The 26,409-nt window shown below is 38.0% G+C and carries 26 protein-coding genes and 5 tRNA genes; 13 read left to right on the top strand and 18 right to left on the bottom strand.

The window, feature by feature from the left end:
• Positions 1–6: 6 nt before the first annotated feature.
• The 9 genes from rplC to gltX form a co-directional block, all read right to left on the bottom strand.
• Entirely contained in the window at positions 7–636 is a 630-nt protein-coding gene (rplC, locus tag ACFFHK_RS07190; RefSeq protein ID WP_065231803.1) for a 50S ribosomal protein L3, read from the bottom strand.
• Positions 637–653: 17 nt separating this feature from the next.
• Entirely contained in the window at positions 654–965 is a 312-nt protein-coding gene (gene rpsJ / locus ACFFHK_RS07185) for a 30S ribosomal protein S10 (protein ID WP_001181005.1), read from the bottom strand.
• A gap of 259 nt (positions 966–1,224) precedes the next feature.
• On the bottom strand, positions 1,225–1,914 hold the full coding sequence (locus ACFFHK_RS07180; RefSeq protein ID WP_382370996.1) for a pirin family protein: 690 nt from the start codon (positions 1,912–1,914) through the stop codon (positions 1,225–1,227).
• A gap of 170 nt (positions 1,915–2,084) precedes the next feature.
• Complete coding sequence (gene serA / locus ACFFHK_RS07175; protein ID WP_382370994.1) at positions 2,085–3,323, bottom strand: phosphoglycerate dehydrogenase; 1,239 nt, start codon at positions 3,321–3,323, stop codon at positions 2,085–2,087.
• 33 nt (positions 3,324–3,356) lie between these two features.
• Positions 3,357–4,016, bottom strand: coding sequence for a ribose-5-phosphate isomerase RpiA (gene rpiA, locus ACFFHK_RS07170; RefSeq protein ID WP_382370992.1), 660 nt, complete (start codon positions 4,014–4,016; stop codon positions 3,357–3,359).
• Between the two features lie 13 nt (positions 4,017–4,029).
• A complete protein-coding gene (gene hemW / locus ACFFHK_RS07165; RefSeq protein WP_382370990.1) occupies positions 4,030–5,169 on the bottom strand; it encodes a radical SAM family heme chaperone HemW in 1,140 nt (379 codons plus the stop codon).
• On the bottom strand, positions 5,166–5,759 hold the full coding sequence (locus tag ACFFHK_RS07160) for an XTP/dITP diphosphatase (RefSeq protein WP_382370988.1): 594 nt from the start codon (positions 5,757–5,759) through the stop codon (positions 5,166–5,168). The genes hemW and ACFFHK_RS07160 overlap by 4 nt, the downstream gene beginning before the upstream one ends.
• A gap of 270 nt (positions 5,760–6,029) precedes the next feature.
• Positions 6,030–6,105, bottom strand: a tRNA-Ala gene (locus ACFFHK_RS07155).
• A gap of 103 nt (positions 6,106–6,208) precedes the next feature.
• Positions 6,209–7,657, bottom strand: a complete 1,449-nt coding sequence (gene gltX / locus ACFFHK_RS07150) for a glutamate--tRNA ligase (RefSeq protein ID WP_382370986.1) — start codon at positions 7,655–7,657, stop codon at positions 6,209–6,211.
• 178 nt (positions 7,658–7,835) lie between these two features.
• Here gltX and ACFFHK_RS07145 point away from each other — a divergent pair.
• The 6 genes from ACFFHK_RS07145 to murQ all read left to right on the top strand — a co-directional run bounded on the left by ACFFHK_RS07145 (position 7,836) and on the right by murQ (position 10,358).
• Positions 7,836–7,911, top strand: a tRNA-Val gene (locus ACFFHK_RS07145).
• Positions 7,912–7,928: 17 nt separating this feature from the next.
• Positions 7,929–8,004, top strand: a tRNA-Val gene (locus ACFFHK_RS07140).
• Between the two features lie 29 nt (positions 8,005–8,033).
• A tRNA-Val gene (locus ACFFHK_RS07135) sits at positions 8,034–8,109 on the top strand.
• 32 nt (positions 8,110–8,141) lie between these two features.
• Positions 8,142–8,217 (top strand) — tRNA-Val (locus ACFFHK_RS07130).
• An 88-nt stretch (positions 8,218–8,305) separates the two neighbouring features.
• Complete coding sequence (locus tag ACFFHK_RS07125; protein WP_382370984.1) at positions 8,306–9,418, top strand: anhydro-N-acetylmuramic acid kinase; 1,113 nt, start codon at positions 8,306–8,308, stop codon at positions 9,416–9,418.
• Positions 9,419–9,434: 16 nt separating this feature from the next.
• Entirely contained in the window at positions 9,435–10,358 is a 924-nt protein-coding gene (gene murQ / locus ACFFHK_RS07120; RefSeq protein WP_382370982.1) for an N-acetylmuramic acid 6-phosphate etherase, read from the top strand.
• A 36-nt stretch (positions 10,359–10,394) separates the two neighbouring features.
• On the opposite strand, the gene cgtA is transcribed toward murQ, so the two are convergent.
• The 7 genes from cgtA to ACFFHK_RS07085 all read right to left on the bottom strand — a co-directional run bounded on the left by cgtA (position 10,395) and on the right by ACFFHK_RS07085 (position 16,491).
• Positions 10,395–11,564, bottom strand: coding sequence for an Obg family GTPase CgtA (cgtA, locus tag ACFFHK_RS07115; protein WP_382370980.1), 1,170 nt, complete (start codon positions 11,562–11,564; stop codon positions 10,395–10,397).
• Positions 11,565–11,566: 2 nt separating this feature from the next.
• Complete coding sequence (locus ACFFHK_RS07110) at positions 11,567–12,523, bottom strand: DMT family transporter (RefSeq protein WP_382370978.1); 957 nt, start codon at positions 12,521–12,523, stop codon at positions 11,567–11,569.
• Between the two features lie 162 nt (positions 12,524–12,685).
• Positions 12,686–12,856, bottom strand: a complete 171-nt coding sequence (gene rpmG / locus ACFFHK_RS07105; RefSeq protein ID WP_065234024.1) for a 50S ribosomal protein L33 — start codon at positions 12,854–12,856, stop codon at positions 12,686–12,688.
• A gap of 11 nt (positions 12,857–12,867) precedes the next feature.
• A complete protein-coding gene (gene rpmB / locus ACFFHK_RS07100; protein WP_013746215.1) occupies positions 12,868–13,104 on the bottom strand; it encodes a 50S ribosomal protein L28 in 237 nt (78 codons plus the stop codon).
• A gap of 362 nt (positions 13,105–13,466) precedes the next feature.
• Positions 13,467–14,147, bottom strand: a complete 681-nt coding sequence (locus ACFFHK_RS07095) for a 3-keto-L-gulonate-6-phosphate decarboxylase UlaD (RefSeq protein WP_382370976.1) — start codon at positions 14,145–14,147, stop codon at positions 13,467–13,469.
• Positions 14,148–14,177: 30 nt separating this feature from the next.
• On the bottom strand, positions 14,178–14,648 hold the full coding sequence (locus ACFFHK_RS07090) for a PTS sugar transporter subunit IIA (protein ID WP_382370974.1): 471 nt from the start codon (positions 14,646–14,648) through the stop codon (positions 14,178–14,180).
• A gap of 58 nt (positions 14,649–14,706) precedes the next feature.
• Positions 14,707–16,491, bottom strand: coding sequence for a PTS ascorbate-specific subunit IIBC (locus ACFFHK_RS07085; RefSeq protein ID WP_382370972.1), 1,785 nt, complete (start codon positions 16,489–16,491; stop codon positions 14,707–14,709).
• A gap of 387 nt (positions 16,492–16,878) precedes the next feature.
• Between ACFFHK_RS07085 and ulaG the strand changes: the two genes are divergently transcribed.
• Both ulaG and ulaR read left to right on the top strand, forming a co-directional pair.
• A complete protein-coding gene (gene ulaG, locus ACFFHK_RS07080) occupies positions 16,879–17,970 on the top strand; it encodes an L-ascorbate 6-phosphate lactonase (protein ID WP_382370970.1) in 1,092 nt (363 codons plus the stop codon).
• Positions 17,971–18,089: 119 nt separating this feature from the next.
• The gene (gene ulaR, locus ACFFHK_RS07075) at positions 18,090–18,836 is read left to right on the top strand and encodes an HTH-type transcriptional regulator UlaR (protein ID WP_382370968.1); all 747 of its coding nucleotides are present in this window, start codon (positions 18,090–18,092) and stop codon (positions 18,834–18,836) included.
• 98 nt (positions 18,837–18,934) lie between these two features.
• Here the strand turns inward: ulaR and kdgK are convergent, their stop codons facing one another.
• Complete coding sequence (kdgK, locus tag ACFFHK_RS07070; protein ID WP_382370966.1) at positions 18,935–19,846, bottom strand: 2-dehydro-3-deoxygluconokinase; 912 nt, start codon at positions 19,844–19,846, stop codon at positions 18,935–18,937.
• 241 nt (positions 19,847–20,087) lie between these two features.
• Entirely contained in the window at positions 20,088–21,302 is a 1,215-nt protein-coding gene (locus tag ACFFHK_RS07065) for a pyridoxal phosphate-dependent aminotransferase (protein WP_382370964.1), read from the bottom strand.
• A 152-nt stretch (positions 21,303–21,454) separates the two neighbouring features.
• Here ACFFHK_RS07065 and ACFFHK_RS07060 point away from each other — a divergent pair, with 152 nt between their 5' ends.
• The 5 genes from ACFFHK_RS07060 (at position 21,455) to ACFFHK_RS07040 (ending at position 26,379) form a co-directional block, all read left to right on the top strand.
• Entirely contained in the window at positions 21,455–22,774 is a 1,320-nt protein-coding gene (locus tag ACFFHK_RS07060; RefSeq protein ID WP_382371190.1) for an isochorismate synthase, read from the top strand.
• The gene (gene menD, locus ACFFHK_RS07055) at positions 22,755–24,461 is read left to right on the top strand and encodes a 2-succinyl-5-enolpyruvyl-6-hydroxy-3-cyclohexene-1-carboxylic-acid synthase (protein ID WP_382370962.1); all 1,707 of its coding nucleotides are present in this window, start codon (positions 22,755–22,757) and stop codon (positions 24,459–24,461) included. Before ACFFHK_RS07060 ends, menD begins: the two co-directional genes overlap by 20 nt.
• Positions 24,462–24,542: 81 nt before the next feature.
• A complete protein-coding gene (locus ACFFHK_RS07050) occupies positions 24,543–25,043 on the top strand; it encodes a PBECR3 domain-containing polyvalent protein (protein WP_382370960.1) in 501 nt (166 codons plus the stop codon).
• A gap of 135 nt (positions 25,044–25,178) precedes the next feature.
• Positions 25,179–25,640: a phage virion morphogenesis protein gene (locus ACFFHK_RS07045; RefSeq protein ID WP_382370959.1), complete on the top strand. Its 462-nt coding sequence runs from the start codon at positions 25,179–25,181 to the stop codon at positions 25,638–25,640.
• Positions 25,641–25,869: 229 nt separating this feature from the next.
• Positions 25,870–26,379 carry a phage protease gene (locus ACFFHK_RS07040; RefSeq protein ID WP_382370957.1) on the top strand — a complete coding sequence of 170 codons (510 nt, stop codon included), beginning with the start codon at positions 25,870–25,872 and terminating at the stop codon, positions 26,377–26,379.
• The last annotated feature ends 30 nt before the right edge of the window (positions 26,380–26,409 follow it).

Genomic DNA, 26,409 nt, shown 5'->3' with positions numbered 1-26,409 from the left:
CTAGACTTATGCTTTCACTGCTGGTTTAACAATTAAATCACCACCAGTTGCGCCTGGGACAGCACCTTTAACTAATAGTAATTTACGTTCAGCATCAACACGAACCACTTCTAAAGATTGAACGGTTACACGTTCATTCCCTAAATGGCCAGACATTTTTTTACCTTTGAACACACGACCTGGTGTTTGGTTTTGACCAATAGAACCAGGAACACGGTGAGACAAAGAGTTACCATGTGTAGCATCTTGAGTACGGAAGTTCCAACGTTTTACAGTACCTGCAAAGCCTTTACCTTTTGAAGTACCAGTAACATCAACTTTCTTCACGTCTGCGAAGATATCAACATTAATTTCTTGACCTAAAGTGAATTCTTCACCTTCAGCCACACGGAATTCCCATAAACCGCGACCAGCTTCAACACCTGCTTTAACGAAATGACCTGCTTCAGGTTTAGTTACACGACTTGCTTTTTTTGAGCCAGTGGTAACTTGAACTGCACAGTAGCCATCTGTTTCAAGGGTTTTCACTTGAGTAACGCGGTTGGCTTCGATTTCGATTACGGTAACTGGAATAGACACACCATCTTCATTGAAGATACGCGTCATACCAACTTTACGACCGATTAAACCAATCATTGTAATAACCTCTTAAATTAACCTAGGCTGATCTGCACATCAACACCGGCAGCCAGATCTAAACGCATTAAAGCGTCAACAGTTTTTTCAGTAGGCTCAACGATATCAACCAAACGTTTGTGAGTACGGATTTCATATTGATCACGCGCATCTTTATTTACGTGTGGAGAAATCAATACTGTGAAACGTTCTTTACGGGTTGGTAGTGGAATTGGACCACGAACTTGAGCACCTGTACGTTTTGCCGTTTCTACGATTTCCGCTGTAGATTGATCAATTAAACGATGATCAAAGGCTTTTAAGCGGATACGGATTCTTTGGTTCTGCATGAGACCAGAGCTCCATTCAAAAATGATTAATAAAAAAATTCACACCTCAGATTCCAATACTTAATGGAAAGAAGTGCGACTAACCTATTTTAGTTTCCAAATCGGAAACATTTTCTTATGACAACTTATTCTAAAACTCACATTGTCATCATTTGATAAATGATTACATCAAATGGCTTAAAAAGCTCGTGTATTTTATATAACACAAATAAAATAGCAAGTACTTTTTATGTCTTTATTGTGGACTTTCTTTCATAAGTTAAGTTAAATCAAACAACAAAAACTCGACATTCTCTTCAATTTCAATCGCTAATAGAGATTCCTCTGTTACCGCAATCGCATCACCAGCTTGTACATATTGCTCATTCATTTTGGCAGAACCTTTAATCACTTGTAGCCAATAATGTCTTTTTTCCTCAAGTGGAATGCTTATCTGCTTAGTTTGGTTAAATTGATAGCGCCATAGCTTCATATCTTGATACACTTTAAAAGAATTAGCTTCTGCTGTAGGCGAAAGAATCAATGTTGCCCCCTCAGCTTCTGCAAATGCTTTTTGCGCATAACGAGGCGTAATATTCATCTCATTTGGTTCAATCCAAATTTGATAGAGATGTAACACTTCTGTTTCACTAGGATTAAACTCTGAGTGTGTAATGCCGCTGCCTGCTGACATAATCTGACACTCGCCTGCTTTCAACTCCTCTATATTCCCCATACTATCTTTATGAGCAACCGTTCCCTCAAGGACATAAGTTAAAATTTCCATATTACGATGAGGGTGCGTACCAAACCCTTTACTAGGCATAATCCAATCTTCATTAATTACACGCAAATGCGAGAACCCCATAAAACGTGGATCATAATAACCTGCAAATGAAAATGTATGATAAGAATCTAACCAGCCATGATTTGCATGTCCGCGTTCTGCTGATTTTCTGATATATAACATAGTGGCAATCCTTCTATTAATTTTTGTACTGAGGATTGTAACAATCAATAAATGGGAAATTAAGAGAGCTTTAGATAACGATAAGTTTCCAAATGAGAAACGATAAACAACAGAGAAAGAAAAAGTGCCTCGCCACTACATCTGACTGAGGCACTTCTCTTTAACGGTAATTAGTACAATACGCGCGCTTTAATCGTGCCATCAATTTGTTTCAGTTTTTGTTGTAGGCTTTCTGTGTTATCAGATTCTACGTCCACCACCACATAACCAATAGCTTCATCTGTTTGTAGATACTGGGCAGCGATATTTACCCCATTATCCACAAAAATTTGGTTGATCTTATTCAAGATACCTGGACGATTTTGGTGAATATGTAATAAACGTTTCGCTTTTGCTAAGCTATGGCTTGGCAAAGACACTTCTGGGAAGTTTACCGCAGTTACAGTTGAACCATTATCTGAATATTTCACAAATTTGCTTGCGACTTCTGTACCAATATTTTCTTGTGCTTCTGCGGTTGATCCACCGATATGTGGCGTCAAAATCACATTTTCAAAGCGACGTAATGGTGATTCAAATACTTCATTAATCGACGCGGGTTCTTTCGGGAAAACATCAATCGCCGCACCACGTACTTTCCCCTCGTCTAATGCTTTTGCTAATGCATCAATATCAACCACTGTACCACGCGCAGCATTAATTAAAATAGCACCTTGTTTTAATTGGGCAATACGCTCTGCACTCATTAAGTTCTTAGTTGAATTATTTTCTGGAACATGGAGAGAAACCACATCACTCATGGTTAACAATTCTTCTAATGTTCTTACTTGTTGGGCATTCCCTAATGGTAGTTTATTTTCAATATCGTAAAAATAAACTTTCATACCAAGTGATTCAGCAATCACACTTAGTTGCGACCCGATATGACCATACCCCACAATCCCTAAAATCTTACCTCTTGCCTCATTTGAACTTTCCGCAGATTTATTCCATAAACCACGATGCACCTCAAAATTCGCTTTCGGTACATTACGCATTAATAATAAGATTTCACCCAAAACTAATTCTGCAACTGATCGCGTATTAGAAAATGGAGCATTAAATACAGGAATACCACGCTGTTTAGCAGCCTCTAGATCCACTTGGTTTGTTCCAATACAGAAACAACCAATCGCAATCAGCTTTTGAGCGTGTTGTAATACTTTGTCGGTAAGGTATGTACGAGAGCGAATCCCAATAAAATGTGCGTCCTTAATTGCTTCAATTAATTCCTCTTCATCAAGGGCTTTTGTGTGATACTCAATATTTGAATATCCTGCATTATGCAAAACTTCTAATGCACTATTATGCACACCTTCTAATAATAAAAATTTAATCTTTGCTTTATCTAAAGATACTTTCGCTGTCATGTTTGCGTTTTCCTTTGTTATTAAAATGAGAGTTTATTCGATAATCTGCACGCCATCAGGGGTACCAACAATCACAATATTTGCTGGACGTAACGCAAAAATGCCATTGGTTACCACACCTGCTACATTATTTAATTCTTTTTCCATTTCCACAGGATTAATAATTTTGAAATTATGCACATCTAAAATAATGTTACCATTATCCGTTACCACACCCTCACGATATTCTGGTGAGCCGCCTAATGCAACTAACTTGCGCGCCACTTGAGAACGTGCCATTGGAATAACTTCTACTGGTAACGGGAAAGTTGAACCTAAAACATCAACTTGTTTTGAACGATCAACAATACAGATAAATGTTTTCGCTAATGCAGCAACAATTTTTTCTCTGGTCAACGCTGCGCCACCACCTTTAATCATCATTTTATGTGGAGTTATCTCATCTGCGCCATCGACATAAATATCTAACTCAGATACCTCATTTGCATTAAACACTTCAATACCTTGTTGACGTAATAACGCTTCAGAATTTTTTGATGCAGCAACCGCCCCTTTAATTTTATGCTTTATCGTCCCTAATGCTTCAATAAAACAATTCACTGTCGAACCACTCCCTACGCCAACAATCGAGTCGGCTTGTACATATTGCAGTGCTGCATTCGCTGCCATTTTTTTCATTGTTAATTGATCCATGCCTATATCCTTTCTATTCTTCAGATAAAAAAAGTGTCAGCAAATCATTTAAGAATAATTTGCCATGTTCTGTAATTTGCCAATATTCCCGATGCTCTACAATATAATCTTGTTTTTGGGCTGCGTCTATTTGCTTTTCAATCGTCATTAAAGATAACCCTGTAAATTGCATAAAATCCTGTTTTGCTACAGGCTCTAATAAACGGAAACGATTCATAAAAAATTCAAATGGACGATCTTTCTCTGCTATTTCATACTGTTGATAACGATAGTTCCCTTGCAAATAACCTTGTGGGTGTTTAGTTTGTGAATAACGTAAAATGTTTCCTTCAGGGAAAGTTACCTTACCATGTGCGCCACAACCAATCGCTAAATAATCCCCAAACCGCCAATAATTTAAATTATGTTCACACTGAAACCCTGCCTTTGCATAAGCAGAGGTTTCATATTGTTGATAACCAGCTGCCGTCAATTTTTTATGCCCTGCGGCAAAAATTTCCCATAACAAATCATCATCTGGTAGTTTTGGTGGTTTACTCGCAAATAATGTATTTGGCTCAATCGTCAGTTGATACCAAGAAAGATGTGGAGGGTTGAGTTCTATCGCTTGTTGTAAATCAGATAACGCATTGTCTAACGTTTGATTAGGTAATCCGTGCATTAAATCTAAATTAAATCGCTCAAATCCTGCTTGTTGTGCAAACATCACCGCACGTTTCGCTTCATCGCTATTATGGATCCGCCCTAATAATTGTAATTGAGGATTATGAAAACTCTGCACGCCCATTGAAAGACGCGTTACGCCTGCTTGCCGATAGCCTAAAAAACGCTGTGCTTCGGCTGTCCCTGGATTAGCTTCTAAGGTAATTTCAATCTGCTCACGATAAGGAATGCGTAAGGCGATTTGCTGTAATAAATAGGCGATACTCTCTGCACTAAATAAACTCGGTGTACCACCACCAATAAAAATGGAATGTAATTCTCGTCCTTGTACATAAGATAACTGTTGATCTAAATCCGCCAACAGATGTTGTAAATAGGCTTGTTCAGGAATTTCGCCTTTCTGGGCATGAGAATTAAAATCACAGTATGGACATTTCTGCACACACCAAGGAATATGAATATAAAGACTTAAAGGTGGTAAAACAATCATCTTAATTTTTGTTGCAATATCTTCAATGCTTGCGCCCGATGAGATACTTGTTGTTTTTCAGCTTTGGTTAATTGTGCAAAAGTTAACTGTTTTTCTGGATAAAAGAAAAGTGAATCGTAGCCAAATCCATTCTCACCGATTTCCTGTTCGGTAATTATCCCTCTACATTCCCCTTCTGCAATAATTGGCACAGGATCATTTTCTGAGCGTAATAACACAATACAACTAACAAACTTTGCTGTACGTTTTTCTATGGATACATTCTGTAATTCTGCTAACAATTTTGCTCTATTTTCGCTATCCGTTGCCTTTTCTCCTGCATAGCGCGCCGAATATAAACCAGGTGCACCATGAAGACTATCCACAGCTAACCCAGAATCATCTGCAATCGCTGGTAAACCACTCAATTTTGCCGCATGACGAGCTTTCAGCAACGCATTCTCCACAAAGGTTAATCCTGTTTCTTCTGGACTTTCTATCCCAAGCTCAGTCTGTGCGATGACTTCAAAACCAAAATCTGCCAGCACATTTGCCATTTCATTGACTTTACCTTGATTTCCTGTGGCTAATACAATTTTTTGTTTTGTCATAACAATCTATATCTATAAGAACATTGATGAGAAAAATAAACGCACGCTGAATAAACAACTTTCGCGTGCGTATTTCTTCAATAGTATAGAGAGTGAATCTCATTTCATCAATCATTCTTGCTAATTAACTTATCTTAATCATTTTGCTGAATATCTGTGCAAGTTACTAAAATCTTGCGTTATAACGATTTATGATGATTTAGCCCAATAGATAAAAATATTGTGAAGTATTGATGAGTAATTTTGTAATAGATAGATAATTAGTGAGATTGGTGGAGATAATCGGGATCGAACCGACGACCTTTTGAATGCCATTCAAACGCTCTCCCAACTGAGCTATATCCCCACTGAAATGAACGGTGCTAATATTAATTGGCGTCTTCCTTGATGTCAATGTAATTTAGCCAAAAAGGGATAAACACTCCCTTTTTGACTAAAAAGCAAACAGATTATACAGCCTCTGCTTTATTTTTCATGAACTCAATAGCTTGTTGAATACGCGCTAAACAACGTACTCTCCCGATCAACTCCATGGTAATGTCTAGTGATGGCGATTGACCTGCACCTGTAACCGCAACACGTAGTGGCATTCCCACTTTACCCATGCCAATGTCTAATTTCGTTGCTGTTTGTTCAATAACTTGGTGTAAGTCATGTGCCTGCCAATTTTCTAGTTGTTCTAATTGAGATAAAACTTCTGTTAATGGAGCAATCGCAGCCGATTTCAGATGTTTTTTCGCCGCAGCTTCCTCAAATTCAGCAAAATCTTCATAGAAATAACGGCTTGCTGCTGCCATTTCTTTTAATGTTTTGCAACGTTCACCTAGCGCTCGCACAATTTCAGTTAGTGCTGGACCATTTTCGGTATTGATTTGCTGATCTTGCATATGCCACGCTAAATAACTAGCCACTTGTTCGGCTGGTAATTCACGAATGTAATTGTGGTTCAACCATAATAGTTTATCGGTATTAAATGCACTGGCGGAACGACTCACTTGATGTATATCAAAATATTCCACCATCTCATCAACAGAAAAGACTTCTTGATCACCATGTCCCCACCCTAGACGCACTAAATAATTCAATAATGCTTCTGGTAGGAATCCTTCATCACGATACTGCATCACACTCACTGCACCGTGGCGTTTTGATAATTTTTGTCCATCATCACCAAGAATCATTGATACGTGTGCATATTGTGGAATTGGTGCATTTAACGCTTTTAAAATATTGATTTGTCTAGGGGTATTATTGATATGGTCTTCACCACGAATTACATGCGTAATTCCCATATCCCAGTCATCGACAACAACACAAAAGTTATACGTTGGAGAACCATCTGTACGGCGAATAATGAGATCGTCTAACTCACTATTGCTAATTTCAATCTTACCACGCACGGCATCATCAAAAATCACTGAACCTTCCATTGGGTTTTTGAAACGAACCACATGAGGCTCACTTGGATCATGACTATGATCATGTAAACAATGGCGGTCATAACGCGGTTTTTCTTTATTTTTTTCTTGTTCTTCTCTTAGCGCTTCTAAACGTTCTTTACTACAGTAACAACGGTACGCTAATCCTTGTTCAAGCATTTGATCAATCACTTCATTATAACGATCAAAACGTTTGGTTTGATAATAAGGACCATGTTCCCAAGATAAACCTAACCACGCCATACTATCCAAAATAGCCTCTGTTGCTTCTTGGGTAGAACGTTCTAAATCAGTATCTTCAATACGTAATACAAACTCACCTTGGTTATGTTTTGCGTATAACCACGAATAAAGTGCGGTTCTTGCTCCGCCTACATGTAAATACCCTGTTGGGCTTGGAGCAAAGCGAGTACGAACTTTCACATTTGGATCTAAATTAAATAAACTTTTAATTTCCATTAGCTGTGCCTATCAATCATCTTTATTGTCAAAAAACCGCGTTATTCTACTACGAGTTAGTTTATTTCTTAATAAAAAGTTCAAATTTATGCTTACTTTTACAACAATTAAAGCCAAAGCCATAAAAAGCGATTGACTGCTCACAAATTATAATTATAATGCGTCGAACACAAAATGTGGGCGATTAGCTCAGTTGGGAGAGCACCTCCCTTACAAGGAGGGGGTCACTGGTTCGAGACCGGTATCGCCCACCATATTTTGTTTGTCATAAGGGCGATTAGCTCAGTTGGGAGAGCACCTCCCTTACAAGGAGGGGGTCACTGGTTCGAGACCGGTATCGCCCACCACTTATGACATCACCCAATATTAACAATGTGGGCGATTAGCTCAGTTGGGAGAGCACCTCCCTTACAAGGAGGGGGTCACTGGTTCGAGACCGGTATCGCCCACCACTATTGTTAATAACCACGAATATATGCTATTCGGGCGATTAGCTCAGTTGGGAGAGCACCTCCCTTACAAGGAGGGGGTCACTGGTTCGAGACCGGTATCGCCCACCAATTCTTTTATTTCAACATTTCTTATTTTCCTGCTTCCATTATTGTTTATAATACTTGCCTTATAACATACTTTAATAAAGGCTGCTTTATGTCCTCTCTTTATATCGGCATTATGTCAGGTACAAGTTTAGATGGTATTGATATTGCACTAGTTGATTTTTCTGCTGCCCAACCACAAATGCTTGCCAGTCAATTTTCACCCATGCCAGAATCATTACGTCAAGATCTCACCCAGTTAATGCAAGGGAACACCACCCTACAACAGTTAGGTGAAATCGAACATCGCTTATCGTTATGTTATATCGAGGAAGTAAATAAATTACTCAGTCAAGCTAACTTATCCTCACAACAAATTACTGCTATTGGCTGCCACGGACAAACGGTTTGGCACGCGCCACAATGTGCGTTTCCTTTTACGATGCAATTAGTTGATGGCAATCTACTTGCGGCAAAAACAGGCATAACAACCATTACTGATTTCCGTCGCAAAGATATGGCGTATGGTGGACAAGGTGCACCTTTAGTCCCCGCCTTTCATCAAGCAATTTTTACTAATTCCGCTTGCTTCACCGTTGTGTTAAATATTGGTGGCATGAGCAATATTACTCTTCTACCACCTAATGATTCGGTAACGGGTTATGATACTGGACCAGGTAATACGTTATTAGATAATTGGATTCAACTTCATCAAGGTAAACACTTTGATGAAAACGGTATCTGGGCAAGTCAAGGAACGGTACACCAAACCTTATTAGATCACTGTTTACGTGAACACTATTTCCAACAACTTCCACCGAAAAGCACAGGAAGAGAATTATTTAATCTCTCTTGGTTGCAGCAGCAATTATCACTCTTCCCAGATATACCCGCCGTTGATGTACAAGCAACATTACTTGAATTAACCGTACAATCCATTGTGCAACAACTTCCTATTCCCGAAACTCATGTACCCGCTCAATTATTAGTTTGTGGCGGTGGGGCAAGAAATCCTCTCATCATGCAACGGTTACAAGCATTACTACCACAATGGCAAGTCTGCACAACAAACGACAAAGGTATTGATAGTGATTTTGTCGAAGCAGCTGCTTTTGCATGGTTAGCCTACCGAACCATACAACATCAGTCAGGAAATGTTCCTGAAGTAACAGGGGCTTCTCGTGCTGCAGTCTTAGGGGCTATTCATTTAGCGGATACATTTTAACCATTAGGATTAACCAATGTCTTCACTCTCTCAAACATTAGATCAACTCACTTCTGAACAACGCAATCCAAATTCATCACAATTAGATCAACTCTCTTCTCTTGAAATTGTTGAACTGATGAATCAAGAAGATCAACAGGTGGCAATCGCAATCAAAAGCCAACTTCCCTTTATCGCACAAGCCATTGACTGCATTGTTGCGGCTTTTCAACAAGGTGGACGCTTAATCTATCAAGGTGCAGGGACGAGCGGACGGCTGGGGGTATTAGATGCGTCTGAATGTCCACCCACATTCGGCGTTAGCCAAAATCAAGTGATTGGTATTATTGCAGGTGGTGATAAAGCTATTCGCCAAGCAGTTGAAAATGCCGAAGATAATACACAAGCAGGACAATTTGATTTACAGCAACTCGCACTCTCTGCTAAAGATGTGGTCGTAGGCTTAGCTGTCAGTGGCAGAACGCCATATGTCTTAGGTGGGCTTGCCTATGCAAAACAACTCGGTGCAACTACTGTCGCGATTAGTTGTAACCCAAATTCAGAAATGGCAAAGCTTGCTGATATTGCCATTACCCCAGTTGTTGGTGCGGAAGTTTTAACAGGTTCATCACGTTTAAAAGCGGGGAGTGCACAAAAAATGGTACTAAATATGCTCTCGACTGCCAGTTTGGTACAAATGGGAAAATGCTATCAAAATCTTATGGTTGATGTACAAGCAACGAATGAAAAACTTCGCCATCGTGCAGTCAAAATTGTGATGCAAGCAACAGAATGCGATCAACAAACCGCCACCCATTATCTACAACTAGCCGATAATCAAGCTAAATTAGCAATTATGATGATTTTAGGTCATTTACCACGCACTGAGGCAGAACAGTTATTACAACAAGCTCAAGGGAAATTGAACGTCGCATTACAGACAACAAAAATGGCGGATTAAATCCGCCATATATTTGCTTAAATTTGTTTAAACCCGTTAAGGTTTATAAATAATCTCAACCCCTTCCTCATCTTCTTCTGACCAATTATCCCAATCGTCATCATCGTCATCAAATTCTGCTTCTGACAACTGTTGCTGGTGATAATCTTCCCATTTGAATTTCACTTCTTCATTTTCTGGTATAACCACTTTTTCACGTGGGTTTGCTTCAATAAAGTCCATCACATCTCGCACGAGATCAGATACATTCCGCCCCGTTGCCGCAGAAATAAGATAATAATCTCCGTCCCAGCCAATACGTTCGACAATTTCTGCTGCACGTTGTTGAGCCTCTTCATCACTCATCGTATCAATCTTATTAAATACCAGCCAGCGCGGCTTTTCTGCTAATTTTTCACTATATTGGAATAATTCTGTTTCAATAATAGCAATGTTGTCTGCAGGATCACTCTCATCAATCGGCAATAGATCCACTAAGTGAATTAAAACTCGACAACGTTCTAAATGCTTTAAGAAGCGAGTTCCTAACCCCGCACCTTCAGATGCGCCCTCAATTAACCCAGGAATATCCGCCACCACAAAACTACGATTAGCATCAACTTTCACCACACCAAGACTTGGTACTAATGTGGTAAATGGATAATCAGCAACTTTCGGTTTTGCTGCAGAAACAGCGCGAATAAAGGTTGATTTTCCTGCATTAGGTAAACCCAACATTCCCACATCAGCAAGCAACATTAATTCCAGTTGTAAATCACGTTTTTCACCTGATGTACCATTTGTTTTTTGCCGTGGCGCTCGATTTACCGAAGATTTGAAGCGTGTATTCCCTAAACCGTGGTAGCCTCCTTTTGCCACCAGTAATTTCATATTATGTTCCGTTAAATCACCAATCACTTCTTGAGTATCATTATCGACTGCTCGCGTTCCTACGGGTACTCTTAACGTAATATCATTACCTCGATGTCCAGTACAATTTGAACTTCTACCATTTTCACCTCGTCCAGCAGCAAAGCGTTTTTCAAAGCGGTAATCCACAAGCGTATTCAGATTTTCATCAGCAATTAAATAAACATCACCACCATCACCGCCATCACCGCCATCTGGACCACCCTTTGGAATATATTTTTCACGGCGGAAACTGACGCAGCCATTTCCGCCATCACCTGCCTCTACTCTAATTAATGCTTCATCAATAAATTTCATCTTTATTTATCTCCTATGACGTCAAACCGACGTGTTTTAATTAATTTATGCCCTACCGCTGAACACAATGCACCTAATACCACAATAAATGCGCCAACATATGCCAAAAAATTCAAATTAGATGCAGCGACACTCTCTGGAAAAGCGCGATGGAAAATTTCCACAAATAAAATCGTAAATAATGGTGTCAACGTAATAACCGAGCTCACTTTTGCCACTTCCCAACGATTTAATGCTTCGGCATACGCACCATACGCGACCAATGTATTTAAACAACAATAAAGTAAACATAATCCTGTTACCCAATTTAAACCAGATAAACTTGCTGGACGGCTAAATGGAGTAAAAATCAATGCTGCACAAATATAAAAAATAAAGAGAATCTGTTGTGAATTAAAACGGCGTAATAATAATTTTTGTGCAACGGCATACGATACCCAAATAATTGCCGCAGAAACACAAAGTAGGACACCTTTTGTATATGTGGTAAGACTGGTGAATAACTCTACCAAGCGTGCATTAAAAAAAGTCAATAAGCCGATAAATAATAAAACTGCACCTAATTTTTGATTCCATCTAAGTTTTTCTTTAAAAATTATGACCCCAGCCAACATCATAAAAAAGGGCGAAACCTGCCCCAATACTTGCGACACAGACGGATTAATATACTCTAATGATGTATTGAACAGAATAAAATTAACCGCTAACCCCATGCAGCCAATTAAAGTTATCCAACGAAATCGCCGATTAAATGCAATTTTGAAATTTGGTAGCTTACCTGTTATGACTAAAATAATTGCTAATCCTAGCATTGCGATTAAAAAGCGTAGCCAGACAATAGTATAACTATCCAAAACGGTTAATACTCGTTGTAAAGCAAGCGGCAGTGATCCCCAACAAATCGCTGTCGTTAATGCCAATAGAAAACCTGATAATGGTCGTTCAACTTGCCTCATCATTATTCCTTGATTATGACTGTTTTATCGCAGAATACTACCGTTCACTCTCTAACTCAATTCAAGATATTAATTTCTTCGTTCTTTAATAGATAAAAAACTGCACCCATCAGTAAATACCGTTGGGTGCAGTTAATTTTAAAAAGTTATTTTATAAAAAAGCGATTATTTAATTTTAGCTTCTTTATAAATAACATGCTTACGAACAACTGGATCATATTTTTTGATTTCCATTTTTTCTGGCATGTTACGTTTATTTTTAGTCGTAGTATAGAAATGACCTGTTTCTGCAGTAGAAACAAGTTTAATTTTCTCGCGAGCACCTTTTGCTGCCATTTTTCAGCTCCTTAGATTTTTTCGCCTTTAGCACGAAGATCAGCTAAAACTGCATCGATGCCTTTTTTATCAATAATACGCATACCTTTCGCTGTTAAGCGTAAAGTTACGAAACGGTTTTCACTTTCAACCCAGAAACGGTGAGTGTGAAGGTTTGGTAAAAAACGACGACGAGTTGCGTTCATTGCGTGTGAACGGTTATTACCAACTGCCGGGCGTTTGCCTGTTACTTGACAGACTCTGGACATTTGTAATTCTCCAATAATTAACTAAAGCTTAAGCTCTACGGTTCGGATTACCAACATTCTAATTGGCTTAGATTTGTTAGCTACCTCGTCAGGTATGAAACCCGACCCGCTACTAACTATATTAAAGGTCGTGGATTATACTCACTTTATCTTGATTTCTCAAGCCTGATCATCAAAATAGATCGTGAAAAAAATGATTTTTTCTTCTTTTGCAATGTAATGAATCTTCCATCAAAGAAGAATTTTTATCTCTCATTTTATTAATATAAACTTTACGCTAACCAACAAATACAATAAAGATACCAGCTTTACCAAAAGCTGGTATCTTCCATTTTCTTTTCACTTGCGCAAGAATCAAGTCTCTAACTTTGCCAGTATTTATCAATATTTGCTTTTATTTTTTCTGCGGTTTCTTGTCCTTTTTCCCCCACTAATGCCCTTCCTGCAATAAAGGCTTTTGCTTGCTTAATTTCAGCAAAGAGATAAATATCTTCAGGAATAATACCTCCTGTAATAGATAATTTTAACCCTAATGCTTCTAGCGCTTTCATGTTTTCAATATCATCTTCAGTCCAGCCATTTCCTGCAAGTTCTGCATCTCTTGAACGGTGATAAATAGCTTGTTCTATACCTAACGCTACCCACTGTTTAGCATCTTCTAAGGTCCAATTTCCATAAATTTCAATTTGGATCTCTTTTTTTACTTTCAGCTCTGGGTGTGTCTGATTAAATTCATCAGCAACTTTTTTACAAGCCGCTTTTGTTGCAGGATGTGCTGCTGCCGATACAGTTAACCAGTCAGCTCCTGCCTCAAAAGCCATCTTTGCTAAAATAGCGCCGCCATCAGTTGTCTTCAAATCACAAACAATAATATGATTTGGGTGTAATGCCCGCAAAACAGAAACCGCTTTCATTCCTTCAGCACAAGCTAAAATTGTCCCTACTTCAATAATATCAACAAGGGACTCTGTTTGTTTTGCATCTGCTACAGCTTTTTCTAAAGTAAGTGAATCAAGCGCAATTTGGAGTAATGGTTTATTCATAATATATACCCTTTTATTTAAATAATAGAATTATTCATTTAGTGCAGCATCAATCACCGCATACACTTCTGCATGAGTCTTACATCGACGAATCTTTTCTAGATCTACACCAGTATCACTATCAGGATCATCTAATACTTGCGTAATCTCCATTAAGCCAGCCATATGTTTATCTGAATCACTCCCTGCTAAAGCAAAAAGTACATCAATAGGCTCATCTTCATCTGAAAACTTAACGGGTTCCGTCAAAGTTACTAATGAGAAAGCAGTGCGTAATACCCCGTCTTCTGGACGAGCATGTGGCATCGCTAAACCTGGTGCTAAAATAATATATGGTCCCATTTCTTCAATACATTGGATAATCCTGTCGTAATAACGTGGCTCTACTGCACCAGATTCAATAAGTGGATCAATAGCAAGTTTTATTGCTTCTTGCCATGTTTTTGCTGATTGTTGCAAACGGATAGATTGGTTTTCAATAAGTGATTGTTTTAAATTCATATTTATCCCTTTTTGCTCGCTGGCGATTGATATAGTTAAACTATATCAATCGTTTTAATTATTTAACGTGCTGTTTGATGAGTGCGATTAATTCATCACCAAAAGAGTTTGGATTTAGCATATTTTTGACCCCAAGAACGGACTTCCCTTCCCCTGCTTGAATTTCATCAGCAAGGTGCTGAGAACAGACAATAATATCTACTTCACTCAGTTTGCCCTTATAATCCGTTACCGCACAAGAATCCATAACATTATTAATGCCTCGCTTATCCAAATAACCTTTAATTTTCATTTTCATCATCATTGATGAACCTTGCCCAGAACCACATACCGCTAAAATACGAATGGCTTTTGTGCCTGCTGGTGTCAACTCAGTATCTGCACTTTCTGTTTGCTGTTGACTCACAACCTCATCTAAGCCGTAACCATCTAACTGCTCTAAGGTTAAACCTTTTGCTGCCGCTTCTGCCTCTTCTGCTCGTAATTTTTTCGCTGCAAACAACATATAAACAAGGCTAAGTGCAACAATCACAAAGAAAAATCCTGGGACACTAACAATACCTTGCAAGATAACAGGGAAGAATAATGCCCAATCAGCCATACCCATCCACCCATTAAATATTGTGCCTTGCGTTGCCAATAAATGAATGACCCATGCCGATCCCAGCACCTCAATAATTCCCATTACAAAACAGATTTTCATCACCGCTTTCCACCCACCAAATTGGTTAGCAAACACCCCAATCGTGGCATTAGAGAAAAACATTGGGATAAATCCAGGAATAATAAGAATTGGCGAGTTCAAACCTAGCAGCATTCCAACCGCCACAAATTGACCTATCGCACCCCACATAAAACCAAACACCATCGCATTTGGTGAGAATGCATAAATTGCTGCACAGTCAATCGCAAGTACAGAGTTTGGAATTAAACGTTCGGAAATCCCTTTAAACGCTTCTGATAATTCAGCAACAAACATTCGTACCCCAGTTACAATAATTTGAATTGCCACCGCAAATTTCAAGCCCATTTCTAAAATGTACATTGACCAGTGGGTTTTGCCTGCCATGGTTTGTAAATTGTCTAAACCAAATGACAACAATATAATGCCGAAGAACACTGTCATCACTAATGCGGTTGCTGAAATGCTATCATGGAAAATATGTAACCATTTCGGTAAATTCATATTGTCAACAGAGTCCGTTTTATCACCAAGTTTTGGTGCTAACTTCACAGCAACCCACGAAGCAATTTGTTGTTGGTGTCCGATAGAGAACCCTGCACCACCTGTTACCGCTTGGGTTGGTTTATACATAATATTAGATGAAATTCCCCAATATAGTGCCATTAATACCGACGTATAAATGACCGTTTCCCACATTGATGCCCCAATAATCATATAGAACACAGCAACCAGTCCCGCCTGTTGGAACATAATATGTCCTGTGAGCATAATGGTGCGAATCCCTGTAAATTTTCTAAACACCACCAACAGAATGTTCAAAAAGAGTGCACCAATTACCGCATAGCCTACCCACGCATAATTATCAGCCATCGTCTGAATTGTTGCCTGCATACTGGTATAAGGATCTATCACTGCACCAGTTAATTTATGGAATTTAGATAAGCCCTCAATAACAGGTTTAAAATTAGAAACGAGAAAACCCGATCCTGCCTGAACAATCATAAAACCCACGATCGTTTTAATCGTTCCTTTAATAATCGTTGTTGTATCTTTCTTCAGTAATACATAACCTAAACAAGCCACAATACCAAGTAAGAATGGTGCTTTATTCAACACCTGATCTTTTAGAAAGAGCAAAATATCTGTGAGTATTTCCATAAAAGAACCCCCTATATAATTAGAAGATAAAGGAATCACCAACTTCCAATCATTTCATTAGCCTCATCTTGAAAGCGGCAAGTTTTCCTTTTCATGATCGTATTCAACTTGAATAATCCATATTTATAATAACCATTAATAAAGATTAAAAAAGATTATATTTGATCATTTGTGAACAAAATCACAATTTTTTTATCTTCCTATCTTTAAAGAAAAACAAAAATAAAAAATAACAAACCAATAAAAACAGATTAATACTTTGTATTTACACTAAAAATAGAAACAGATCATAAAAAAATAAAAAAACATTTGATTATCTTCCTTTGATTAAATATGATTATTTTTGAACACTTTTAATTATCTATTTAAAGATCATAGGAGCATAAAATGAGTAAAGTTCAAGAAATTACCCGTGAAAGCTGGATCCTATCAACATTCCCTGAGTGGGGAACTTGGTTAAATGAAGAAATTGAGCAAGAAGTAGTATCACCAAATAATGTGGCAATGTGGTGGTTAGGTTGTGTGGGGTTATGGGTGAAAACGCCAGCTAATGCAAATCTATGTATTGATTTATGGTGTGGTCGTGGCAAAGCAACAAAAAAAGTTAAAGATATGGTGAGAGGCCATCAAATGGCGAATATGGCTGGTGTACGCAAATTACAACCAAATCTACGTAATGCCGTATGTGTATTAGATCCCTTTGGCATTAATGAGGTCGATGCAATTATTGCCACTCATTATCATAATGATCATATTGATGTTAATGTTGCTGCCGCAGTGATACAAAATCCTAATTTAGATCATGTAAAATTTATCGGTCCACAATATTGTGTAGATATGTGGCTGAAATGGGGTGTTCCAGCTGACCGCTGCGTTGTCGTGAAACCTGGCGACAGTGTAAAAATCAAAGATATTGAATTGATCGCTTTAGATTCTTTTGACCGTACTTGTTTAGTTACTTTGCCTGCACGAGGTGCAGAAGAAAATGGCGGCGAGTTACATGGCATCTGCCCTAGCGATGAAGAGATGGGCTTAAAAGCGGTAAACTATCTGATTAAAACACCAGGTGGTAATATTTACCATTCAGGTGATTCTCACTACTCCATCTACTATGCAAAACATGGTAAAGATTATGATATTGATGTTGCATTAGGTAGTTATGGTGAAAATCCTATTGGCATTGCAGATAAAATGACCTCTATTGATATTCTTAGAATGGCTGAGTGTTTACGAGCTAAAGTTGTTATCCCTGTCCACCATGATATTTGGACAAACTTTACAGCAAGTACCGATGAAATTTTGGCGCTCTATCGTATGCGCAAAGATCGCTTGCAATATCAATTCCACCCATTTATTTGGGAAGTTGGTGGCAAATATGTCTATCCTCGAGACAAAGATTTAGTTGAATATCATCACCCACGTGGCTTTGATGATTGTTTTGAACAAGAACCAAATGTTCCTTTCAAATCGATTCTCTAATTTGAAAATATCCGCACTTTTCTGATCAGAAAGTGCGGTATTTTGCTCATTCATTTTGATAAAATAAATAAAACAGATCACCTGAACTTAAAAACAATCAGTTTAAGGAATACTCAGAAATGAATGAGCAAATTCGCCACCAAAAGATATTAACCCTTTTAGCACAAAAAAAAATCGCTTCTACACCAGAATTAATCGATTATTTAGGTGTTTCTCCCGCCACTATTCGCAGAGATATAAAAAAATTAGATCAATTAGGTAAATTAAGAAAAATCAGAAATGGTGCTGAATTAATTACCAACCAGAGCATAACGAAACCGTTACTTACAGAGCCACTCAGTTCTGGGGAAAAACAGCGAATTGCCACAGCCGCGGCCGCTTTATGCAAAGATGGAGAAAGCGTTATTTTAACTTGTGGCTCAACAATGATGATGCTAGGTATCGCACTCTGTGGCAGAAATGTGCAAATTATCACGAATTATTTACCGCTGGCCAATTATTTAATTGAACATAATCATGAACAAGTGGTCATTATGGGAGGACAATATAATAAAGGTCAAGCTATTACAGTTTCGCTCAATAGTAATGATGAAACTTTTGCCGCTAATACCATATTTACCAGTGGAAAAGGGTTAACAATAGATGGTTTATACAAAACAGATATGCTAATTGCTAATTCTGAACAACGTCTTTTATCCAGAAGTGCAAGATTGGTTACTTTAGTTGATAGTTCTAAATTAGGTAATGCTGTTGGTATGTTATTTACTGAATTAACAAATATTGATGTTTTAGTAACAGGAAAAGAAGCACCACCTGATATTATCAATACTATCAGAAACAAAGGAATCACAGTAATTACTGTGTAACAGTACGGATTGTTCCTCTCTTCCATCAACCAATTACAACAGGCTGGGAAACACCTACTTAAATATTGAGTTTTTGGTTACCCAGCAAAATAATCCGTTTAAATTAGTGGCATTACCTTTTTGGGAATAATTGCGCCTTTGTGTTGAATTACGGTACCAGCAAGTTTATGCCCTGCTTGAGCAGATTCCACCATCGTGCCACCTTGCAATCTTTTTGCTAAATAACCTGCACTAAACGAATCACCCGCAGCTGTCGTATCAATTACCTTTTCTACTTTTGTTGCGGCAATTTCATAACGATCTGTTGGTGTTACCACAATACAAGGTTCTTTACCGCGTTTCACAACAACTTCTTTCACACCCAATCCAAGTGAAAAATCAACCGATTGTTGATAATCGGTAAACCCATATAACGCTTGATCATCTTCAAATGTCAAAAAAGCAATCTCCGCAATGGATAAAATCCTACGATATACAGACTTTGTCGACTCGATATTTTCCCATAAAGCAGGGCGATAATTATTATCAAAAATGACCTTCACTTTCGCTTTCTCAATCGCAGTAAGCAATTTTTCACGATCATTTGTAGGTAAAATTGCCAAACTGATCCCACTCAAATAAAGGTAATTATATTTATCTAAAAGAACCGTTATTTCCTCTACTGATAACGGAGCTAACCAATAGCGTGCAGCCGAATCATTACGCCAATATAAAAAACGACGTTCTCCATTCTCATCGGTTTTTATCATATATAACCCAGGTTGCTTATCTGGTACAGTTACCGCTGAAGAAGTATCGATATTTTCTGCAGCCCAATACGCTAACATTGCTTGGCTTAAATCATCTTTCCCTATTCCCGTAATATATGCTACTTGAGCAGAATTACCTAACAAACGTGAAAGATAAATCGCTGTATTCAATGTATCACCAGCAAAACCTTGTCGATAACAATCGTTATCACTCCAAAGTTCAACCATACATTCACCAAGAACTGCAATTTTATTTTGCATTATTAGGTACTCCTTTAATATCGCATCATTTATTATTCTATTCATCAGCGTAATTTGTGAATCTTGCCATTAAACAAATAATAGATTGCTTTAATTTTTTTGAAAAGTTGTTTTATTATTTTTGATGTAAAAATAAATTTATAAAACAAACTACTAAAGAGAATAACATCATAACAAGTAACAAAAAAATCTCCCTTGCCACTTGCTAAGAGAGATTTTTTAAATCTAACAGAAAAAAATATTATTGGTGATAATGACTAAGAAATCTTGCTAATTTTTGCATAGCTTCTTCAATCTGATGTACATAAGGCAATGTAACAATACGGAAATGGTCTGGTTTATGCCAGTTAAAGCCTCGCCCATGCACTAATAGTACTTTTTCTTGTGTTAATAGGTCAAAAACAAATTTTTCATCGTCATAAATATTATACATTTCTGTATCAATTTTCGGGAACATATACATTGCCCCTTGTGGTTTAACACAACTAATGCCTGGAATTTGCGTAATTAATTCATACGCCTTGTTGCGTTGTTCTAATAACCGCCCGCCAGGAAGAATAAATTCATTGATACTTTGATAACCACCTAATGCCGTCTGAATGGCATGTTGCATTGGCACAGTGGCACATAAACGCATCGAAGCGAGCATATCTAACCCTTCAATATAACCCGCAGCTGCTTTTTTCGGTCCATTCAAAACCATCCAGCCTTGGCGGAATCCAGCCACTCGATACGCTTTTGATAATCCATTTAATGTAACTGTTAATAGATCAGGTGCTAATGCAGCAATATGGTGATGAACGGCTCCGTCGTATAAAATTTTGTCATAAATCTCATCTGCAAAGATAATCAATTTATTTTGACGAGCAATTTCTGCTACTTCTAATAATAATTCTCTACTATAAACCGCACCAGTCGGATTGTTTGGATTAATAATCACAATCGCTTTTGTACGACTAGAGACTTTTTGCTTAATATCTTCAATATCAGGAAACCAATTCTGTTCTTCATCACAGAGATAATGCACAGCTTTACCTCCCGACAAAGTAACTGCCGCCGTCCATAAAGGATAATCAGGCATTGGTACCAAAACCTCATCACCATCATTCAATAATGCCTGCATTGACATTGTGATCAATTCAGACACACCATTACCAATGTAAACATCATTGACGCCTACATTTAATAGCCCTTTTGATTGGTAATATTGCACTATCGCTTTACGTGCCGAATACAAACCTTTTGAATCACAATAGCCTTGTGCCGTTGGTAAATTCCTAATCACATCAACAAGAATTTCATCTGGCGCTTCAAAGCCAAATGGAGCAGGATTTCCAATATTTAATTTTAAAATTTTATGCCCTTCCTCTTCTAATCGGCAGGCTTCTTTATGTACTGGACCACGAATATCGTAACAAACATGTTCTAATTTATTTGATTTGGGAAAATAATCCATCTGCATCACCCTAGCAAATTACTGATTAACAATAAGAGGTTACTTTACGCTAATTTTTTCGGCTTAGAAAGATTTTCAAGAAGTTTATTTGAAATTACGGTAGAATTACTCCCTTTGTTATTATTTGGATAAATAGAACTCCTTAATTGGCAATGAATGTATTACAACAACTCAAAACATTATTAACTGAGCAGATCGCTATTTATCAACCATCTTCTCAACCATTTGGTATGATTCACCTTACTCTCACTACACCAAAGGTTGATTTTATCGCTTGGTTAAAAGCACAAACCTTATTCCCACAATTTTATTTTCAGCAACGTCATCAACAATATGAAGTTGTAGCACTTGGCTCACTATTACAAATCAAAGATTTTCAGCAACTCACTGAGCTAAAACAACAATATCCAAATTTCAATTTTATTGGTGGGGTTAAATTTGCTGGAGAATTACATTTTTTATTACCGCAATTTTATTTGGAGTATCGTAAGCAACAACTCACAATAAAACTATTTATCGATCATCTAAATTGGGCAACGCAAAAACAACAATTAGCACAATATTGGGCAACTTTTGAGCAAACACAAGCTATCCACTCCATTCAGCATATTACCCCAACACTCATTCAACAAAGTAGCAATCAAGCAGAATGGCAATCGTTGATCCAACAAGCCTTACTCGCTATCCAACAAAAGCAGTTTGATAAAGTTGTATTAGCACAAAAAATCACTTTCGATTTAGATAACCAGTTAAATGCTTTTGATTTTCTCGCCTCAAGTGCTGTCGTCAATCAACATTGCTATCACTTTCTCTTTGCCGAAACTCAACAATCTGCATTTTTAGGCTCAAGTCCAGAATGCTTATACCAACGAACAGATGACCATATATATAGTGAAGCATTAGCTGGTACGGCGCCTATTGGTGATACAAAACAGCAACAATTACAGTATCAAAATTGGTTATTAAACGATCATAAAAATTTAGAAGAAAATCAGTTTGTTGCCGAGGATATCCAACAAAAAATGTCGCCATTTTGCCAACATATCAAAATTGAAGATGTACAATTACGCATTCTAAGAAAAGTACAACATTTATGTCGCCCGATTCATACCGTATTGTCATCACAATACCGCTACTGGGAACCATTATTAACCCTTCACCCTACCGCGGCGATTGCAGGTTATCCTAAACAAACGGCATTAGATTTTATCAAACGTTATGAACCATTTGAGCGAGATTGGTATGCAGGTGCAATAGGCATTATTTCACAAAAATTTTCCGAATTATGTGTTGGTCTTCGCTCTGCACAACTCAATCATGATAAATTACACTTATTTGCAGGTGCTGGTATTGTCAAAGAGTCTGTTGCCAGCGAAGAATGGCAAGAAATTAGCAAAAAAATGTCAGGATTATTATCCTTATTTAACACTCACTTAGATCGAGGAGAAAGCAATGTCAGTCAGTACATTTAACCGCTGTTGGTCTAAAGTTATTTTAAAAACATTAGTAAACTATGGTGTACAACATATTTGTATTGCACCAGGATCACGCTCTACCCCACTAACGCTTGAAGCTGCTCGGTTACAAGATGAGAGTCTAGTTACCTGCCATACACATTTTGATGAAAGAGGCTTAGGCTTTTTTGCATTAGGCTTAGCAAAAGTGCAACAAAAACCTGTGGCGATTATCGTAACCTCTGGCACTGCGGTGGCAAATCTCTATCCCGCTATTATTGAAGCCTATCAAACTCAAACAAATTTAATTATTTTAAGTGCGGATCGACCATTAGAATTAATTGATTGCGGTGCAAACCAAGCTATTCCACAACAAGGAATGTTTGCACATTACCCAGTAGCACAAATCAATTTACCGAAACCAAGCCAAGATTACAGTGCTAATTGGTTAGTTTCAACCTTAGAACAAGCCTGTTATCAGCAAAAACTAACACCAGGTGTCATACATATCAATGTGCCGTTTGCAGAACCTTTATATCAGGCAGAAACCGAACAAATTGACAACCATAGTTGGTTACAACCAATTAAAGTTTGGTTAAATGGTTCAAAGCCTTGGCAAAACCACCCAGAAAATCAAACTGAAGTGTTAATTCATGAAAAATGGGATTTTTGGCGAGCCAAGCGAGGCGTCCTTGTTGTAGGTCGTTTACCACTTGAACAAACAATGGGTATTACCACTTGGGCAAATACCATGGGGTGGGTCTTACTCACAGATATACAATCTGGTGTTGAAGCAACACTACCTTACGCAGATATTTGGCTGGCTAATCAAACCGTATTTAACCAACTATTACAAGCTGATATTGTGATTCAATTAGGTAGTGGCATTATCAGTAAACGTATCAATCAGTTTCTCCAATCCTTTCAAGGAGAATATTGGTTGGTTGATCACTCCCAACGTCGCTTAGATCCTTATCATCATAAACAAACTCGTTTCCACGCTAAAATACATCACTGGTTACGTGCACACCCTCCACTTCGCCAAAAACCTTGGTTACTGGAGCCTTTAGCTTTATCCCAATTTTGTGCAAATTTCATCGAACAACAGGTTGGCAGTAACCTCAATGAAGCATCATTAGCACATCATATTGAAAGATTACTACCAAGTAACGGCGTACTCTTTTTAGGCAATAGCCTATTTGTCCGCTTAGTAGATGCGCTTTGTAAGCTTCCTAACAACTATCCAGTGTATACCAACCGAGGTGCAAGTGGCATTGATGGGTTGTTTGCGACTGCAGCAGGTGTTGCCATCGCAAGTGAATCCCCGATAGTTGCTTTCTTAGGCGATCTTTCTGCACTTTATGATTTGAATTCTTTGGCTTTACTAAGAAAAGTAAAATTCCCAACGATTATTTTTGTGATTAATAATAATGGTGGAGCAATTTTTGATATGTTGCCTGTCGATAATGAAGTAAAAGATCAATATTATCGTTTACCACATAATCTTGAATTTTCACAAATTGCTGCAACATTTGACTTAAATTATTCTCGCCCATATACATGGGCAGACTTAACCTCTACCCTAAAAAATGCTTATTTAAGAAAAAGCACTACAATTATTGAGATAAAAGTTAACTCAACCGATGGAAGTACAATTTATAAAAACTTAATTAAGCAAATTTCACAAGCTGTTATTGGTACTTAAATAGCATTTAATAAGAACGATTGGTTTATATTTTTCATTACGCTGCTTGACAAAGGTTTTGATTATCATGCGGGGCGTAGTGTGTATAAACCTAATTTAGATCGTTATCCTGAACAGCTTGCGCATCAATTTGCCAAGCGCGAAATGAGTAGTGAGAGTTTTAAGCTGGATTTTGCAAAATTTGAGCGTGAGTTTATAGCAGGGAAAAAGGCTTTGGGATTAAGTGGTAAGCTGTCAGAAAATGACTTAAAGCGTGTTCGTAATCATTTAAGGCTTGAGTATAAATTTGTAGCGGGTGTACTCAATCAAAATACAAAAAACGCAATCAATAGCAATGTGGCGACAGTCTGGTTGTCTGATGACACATTGATGAAACAATTTCAAAGCCGTGAAGATCAGAATTTTACTAGTGATGAATATCAGAAATTACCCGATATTTTAAATGCACCAACAGAAACTAAAATTGGAAAAAAAGCCAATCATTTTGAGTTATATAAAGTCATTAATGGGAAGCGCTATTTAGTAGTAATAAAAGTGTTAGCGAATGAAATTTTTGTGCAATCATTTAGACGCACGAATTAAGATAAGAAAAGCCACTAGGCAGGGCTCCCTTCACCTGCACACGCTCTCGTTCATCTAGGCAGGATGTTTATCCACCCTAGACAGGCTGCGATCGGAAGATTCATCGCTTTTCTAGTGGTTAGAAAGGATATTACTATGATTAAAATAAAAGTCAATGATGCAGAACAATTAATCAACCAATTCTCACAATTAGAAAACGCTATTGTGAATAAAGCGCCCCTTATGCAACAGCTTGCAGGAACGATGCAAACCGCCGTAGATCGTAATTTTGCCGCAGGCGGACGTCCAAAGTGGTTAGGGCTAAAAGCAAGACAAGGTAAACCGTTAATTGATAGCGGGGAGTTGCGTAACAGTATTCAACAAGCATGGGGAAACGATTATGCGATGGTCGGCACGAATCTCCCCTATGCGGCATTACATCATTTTGGTGGTACGATTACTGCAAAACGTGCGCCATACCTTAAATTTAAAGTGGGCGATAAATGGGTACAGAAAAAACAAGTAACCATTCCAGCTCGCCCATTTATGCTGTTAACGGAGGACGATAAAAACGAAATGATTCAGGATATTCAGGACTATTTTCAAAAATTAATTTAATGCCCAATAAAACGCCCATATTGGCGTTTTTTCTTTTTTAGGTGCAATTTATCATTTGAAAATTTTTAAAACGTTTTAAAAGCGATTTAAAAAGATTTAAAAATACCCTCACTGCTTATTCCACCCAAGTTTTAAATTTCAGAAAAAAATTAAGTGCTGAAATCATGCAGCACGAGCATTTTTTTTCTCTGCATTATCCTGTAATCCTCAACAGTAAGAGGATTTATTCATGAAATTAACCGCCATTGCTTGTAGCGAGATTAAACAGCCTAACGGACGTATCCAATTATTTCCGTTTGGGCGGTTTTATCCGTCTGATGGACGTCCAGAGGGAAAAGGGGGCTGGTATGTAGATGATACAAACGGTTATGCGTTAGCGGACAAGATTAATCAATCCACGGTCAAGATGATGATTGATTATGAACACCAAACGTTATTTATTGCGCAAAATGGGCAAGGGAATCCCGCAGCAGGTTGGATTGCTCATGCGGAATATCTCTCGGGCGAGGGTTTGTTTGCCGATGTCGAGTGGACAGAAAAAGCGGCTGCGCAAATTAAAGGCAAAGAATACCGCTACATCTCACCTTATTTTTACACTGATAGCGACGGCAAAGTGTTAGACGTGATTAATGCGGCACTAACAAATCGTCCCGCATTGCACGAGTTGCACGAAGCGATTGCAACATCTCAATTTTCCAAAAACAAAAAACCTCCGTATCGCTACGGAGGCTCTCTCTAATTCAAAAACCTGGCAGTGTCCTACTCTCAC

Source organism: Gallibacterium trehalosifermentans (assembly GCF_042433055.1).
In the GTDB taxonomy this organism is placed as follows: Bacteria; Pseudomonadota; Gammaproteobacteria; order Enterobacterales; family Pasteurellaceae; genus Gallibacterium; species Gallibacterium trehalosifermentans.
This window is presented reverse-complemented; position numbering and strand designations above follow the sequence as displayed.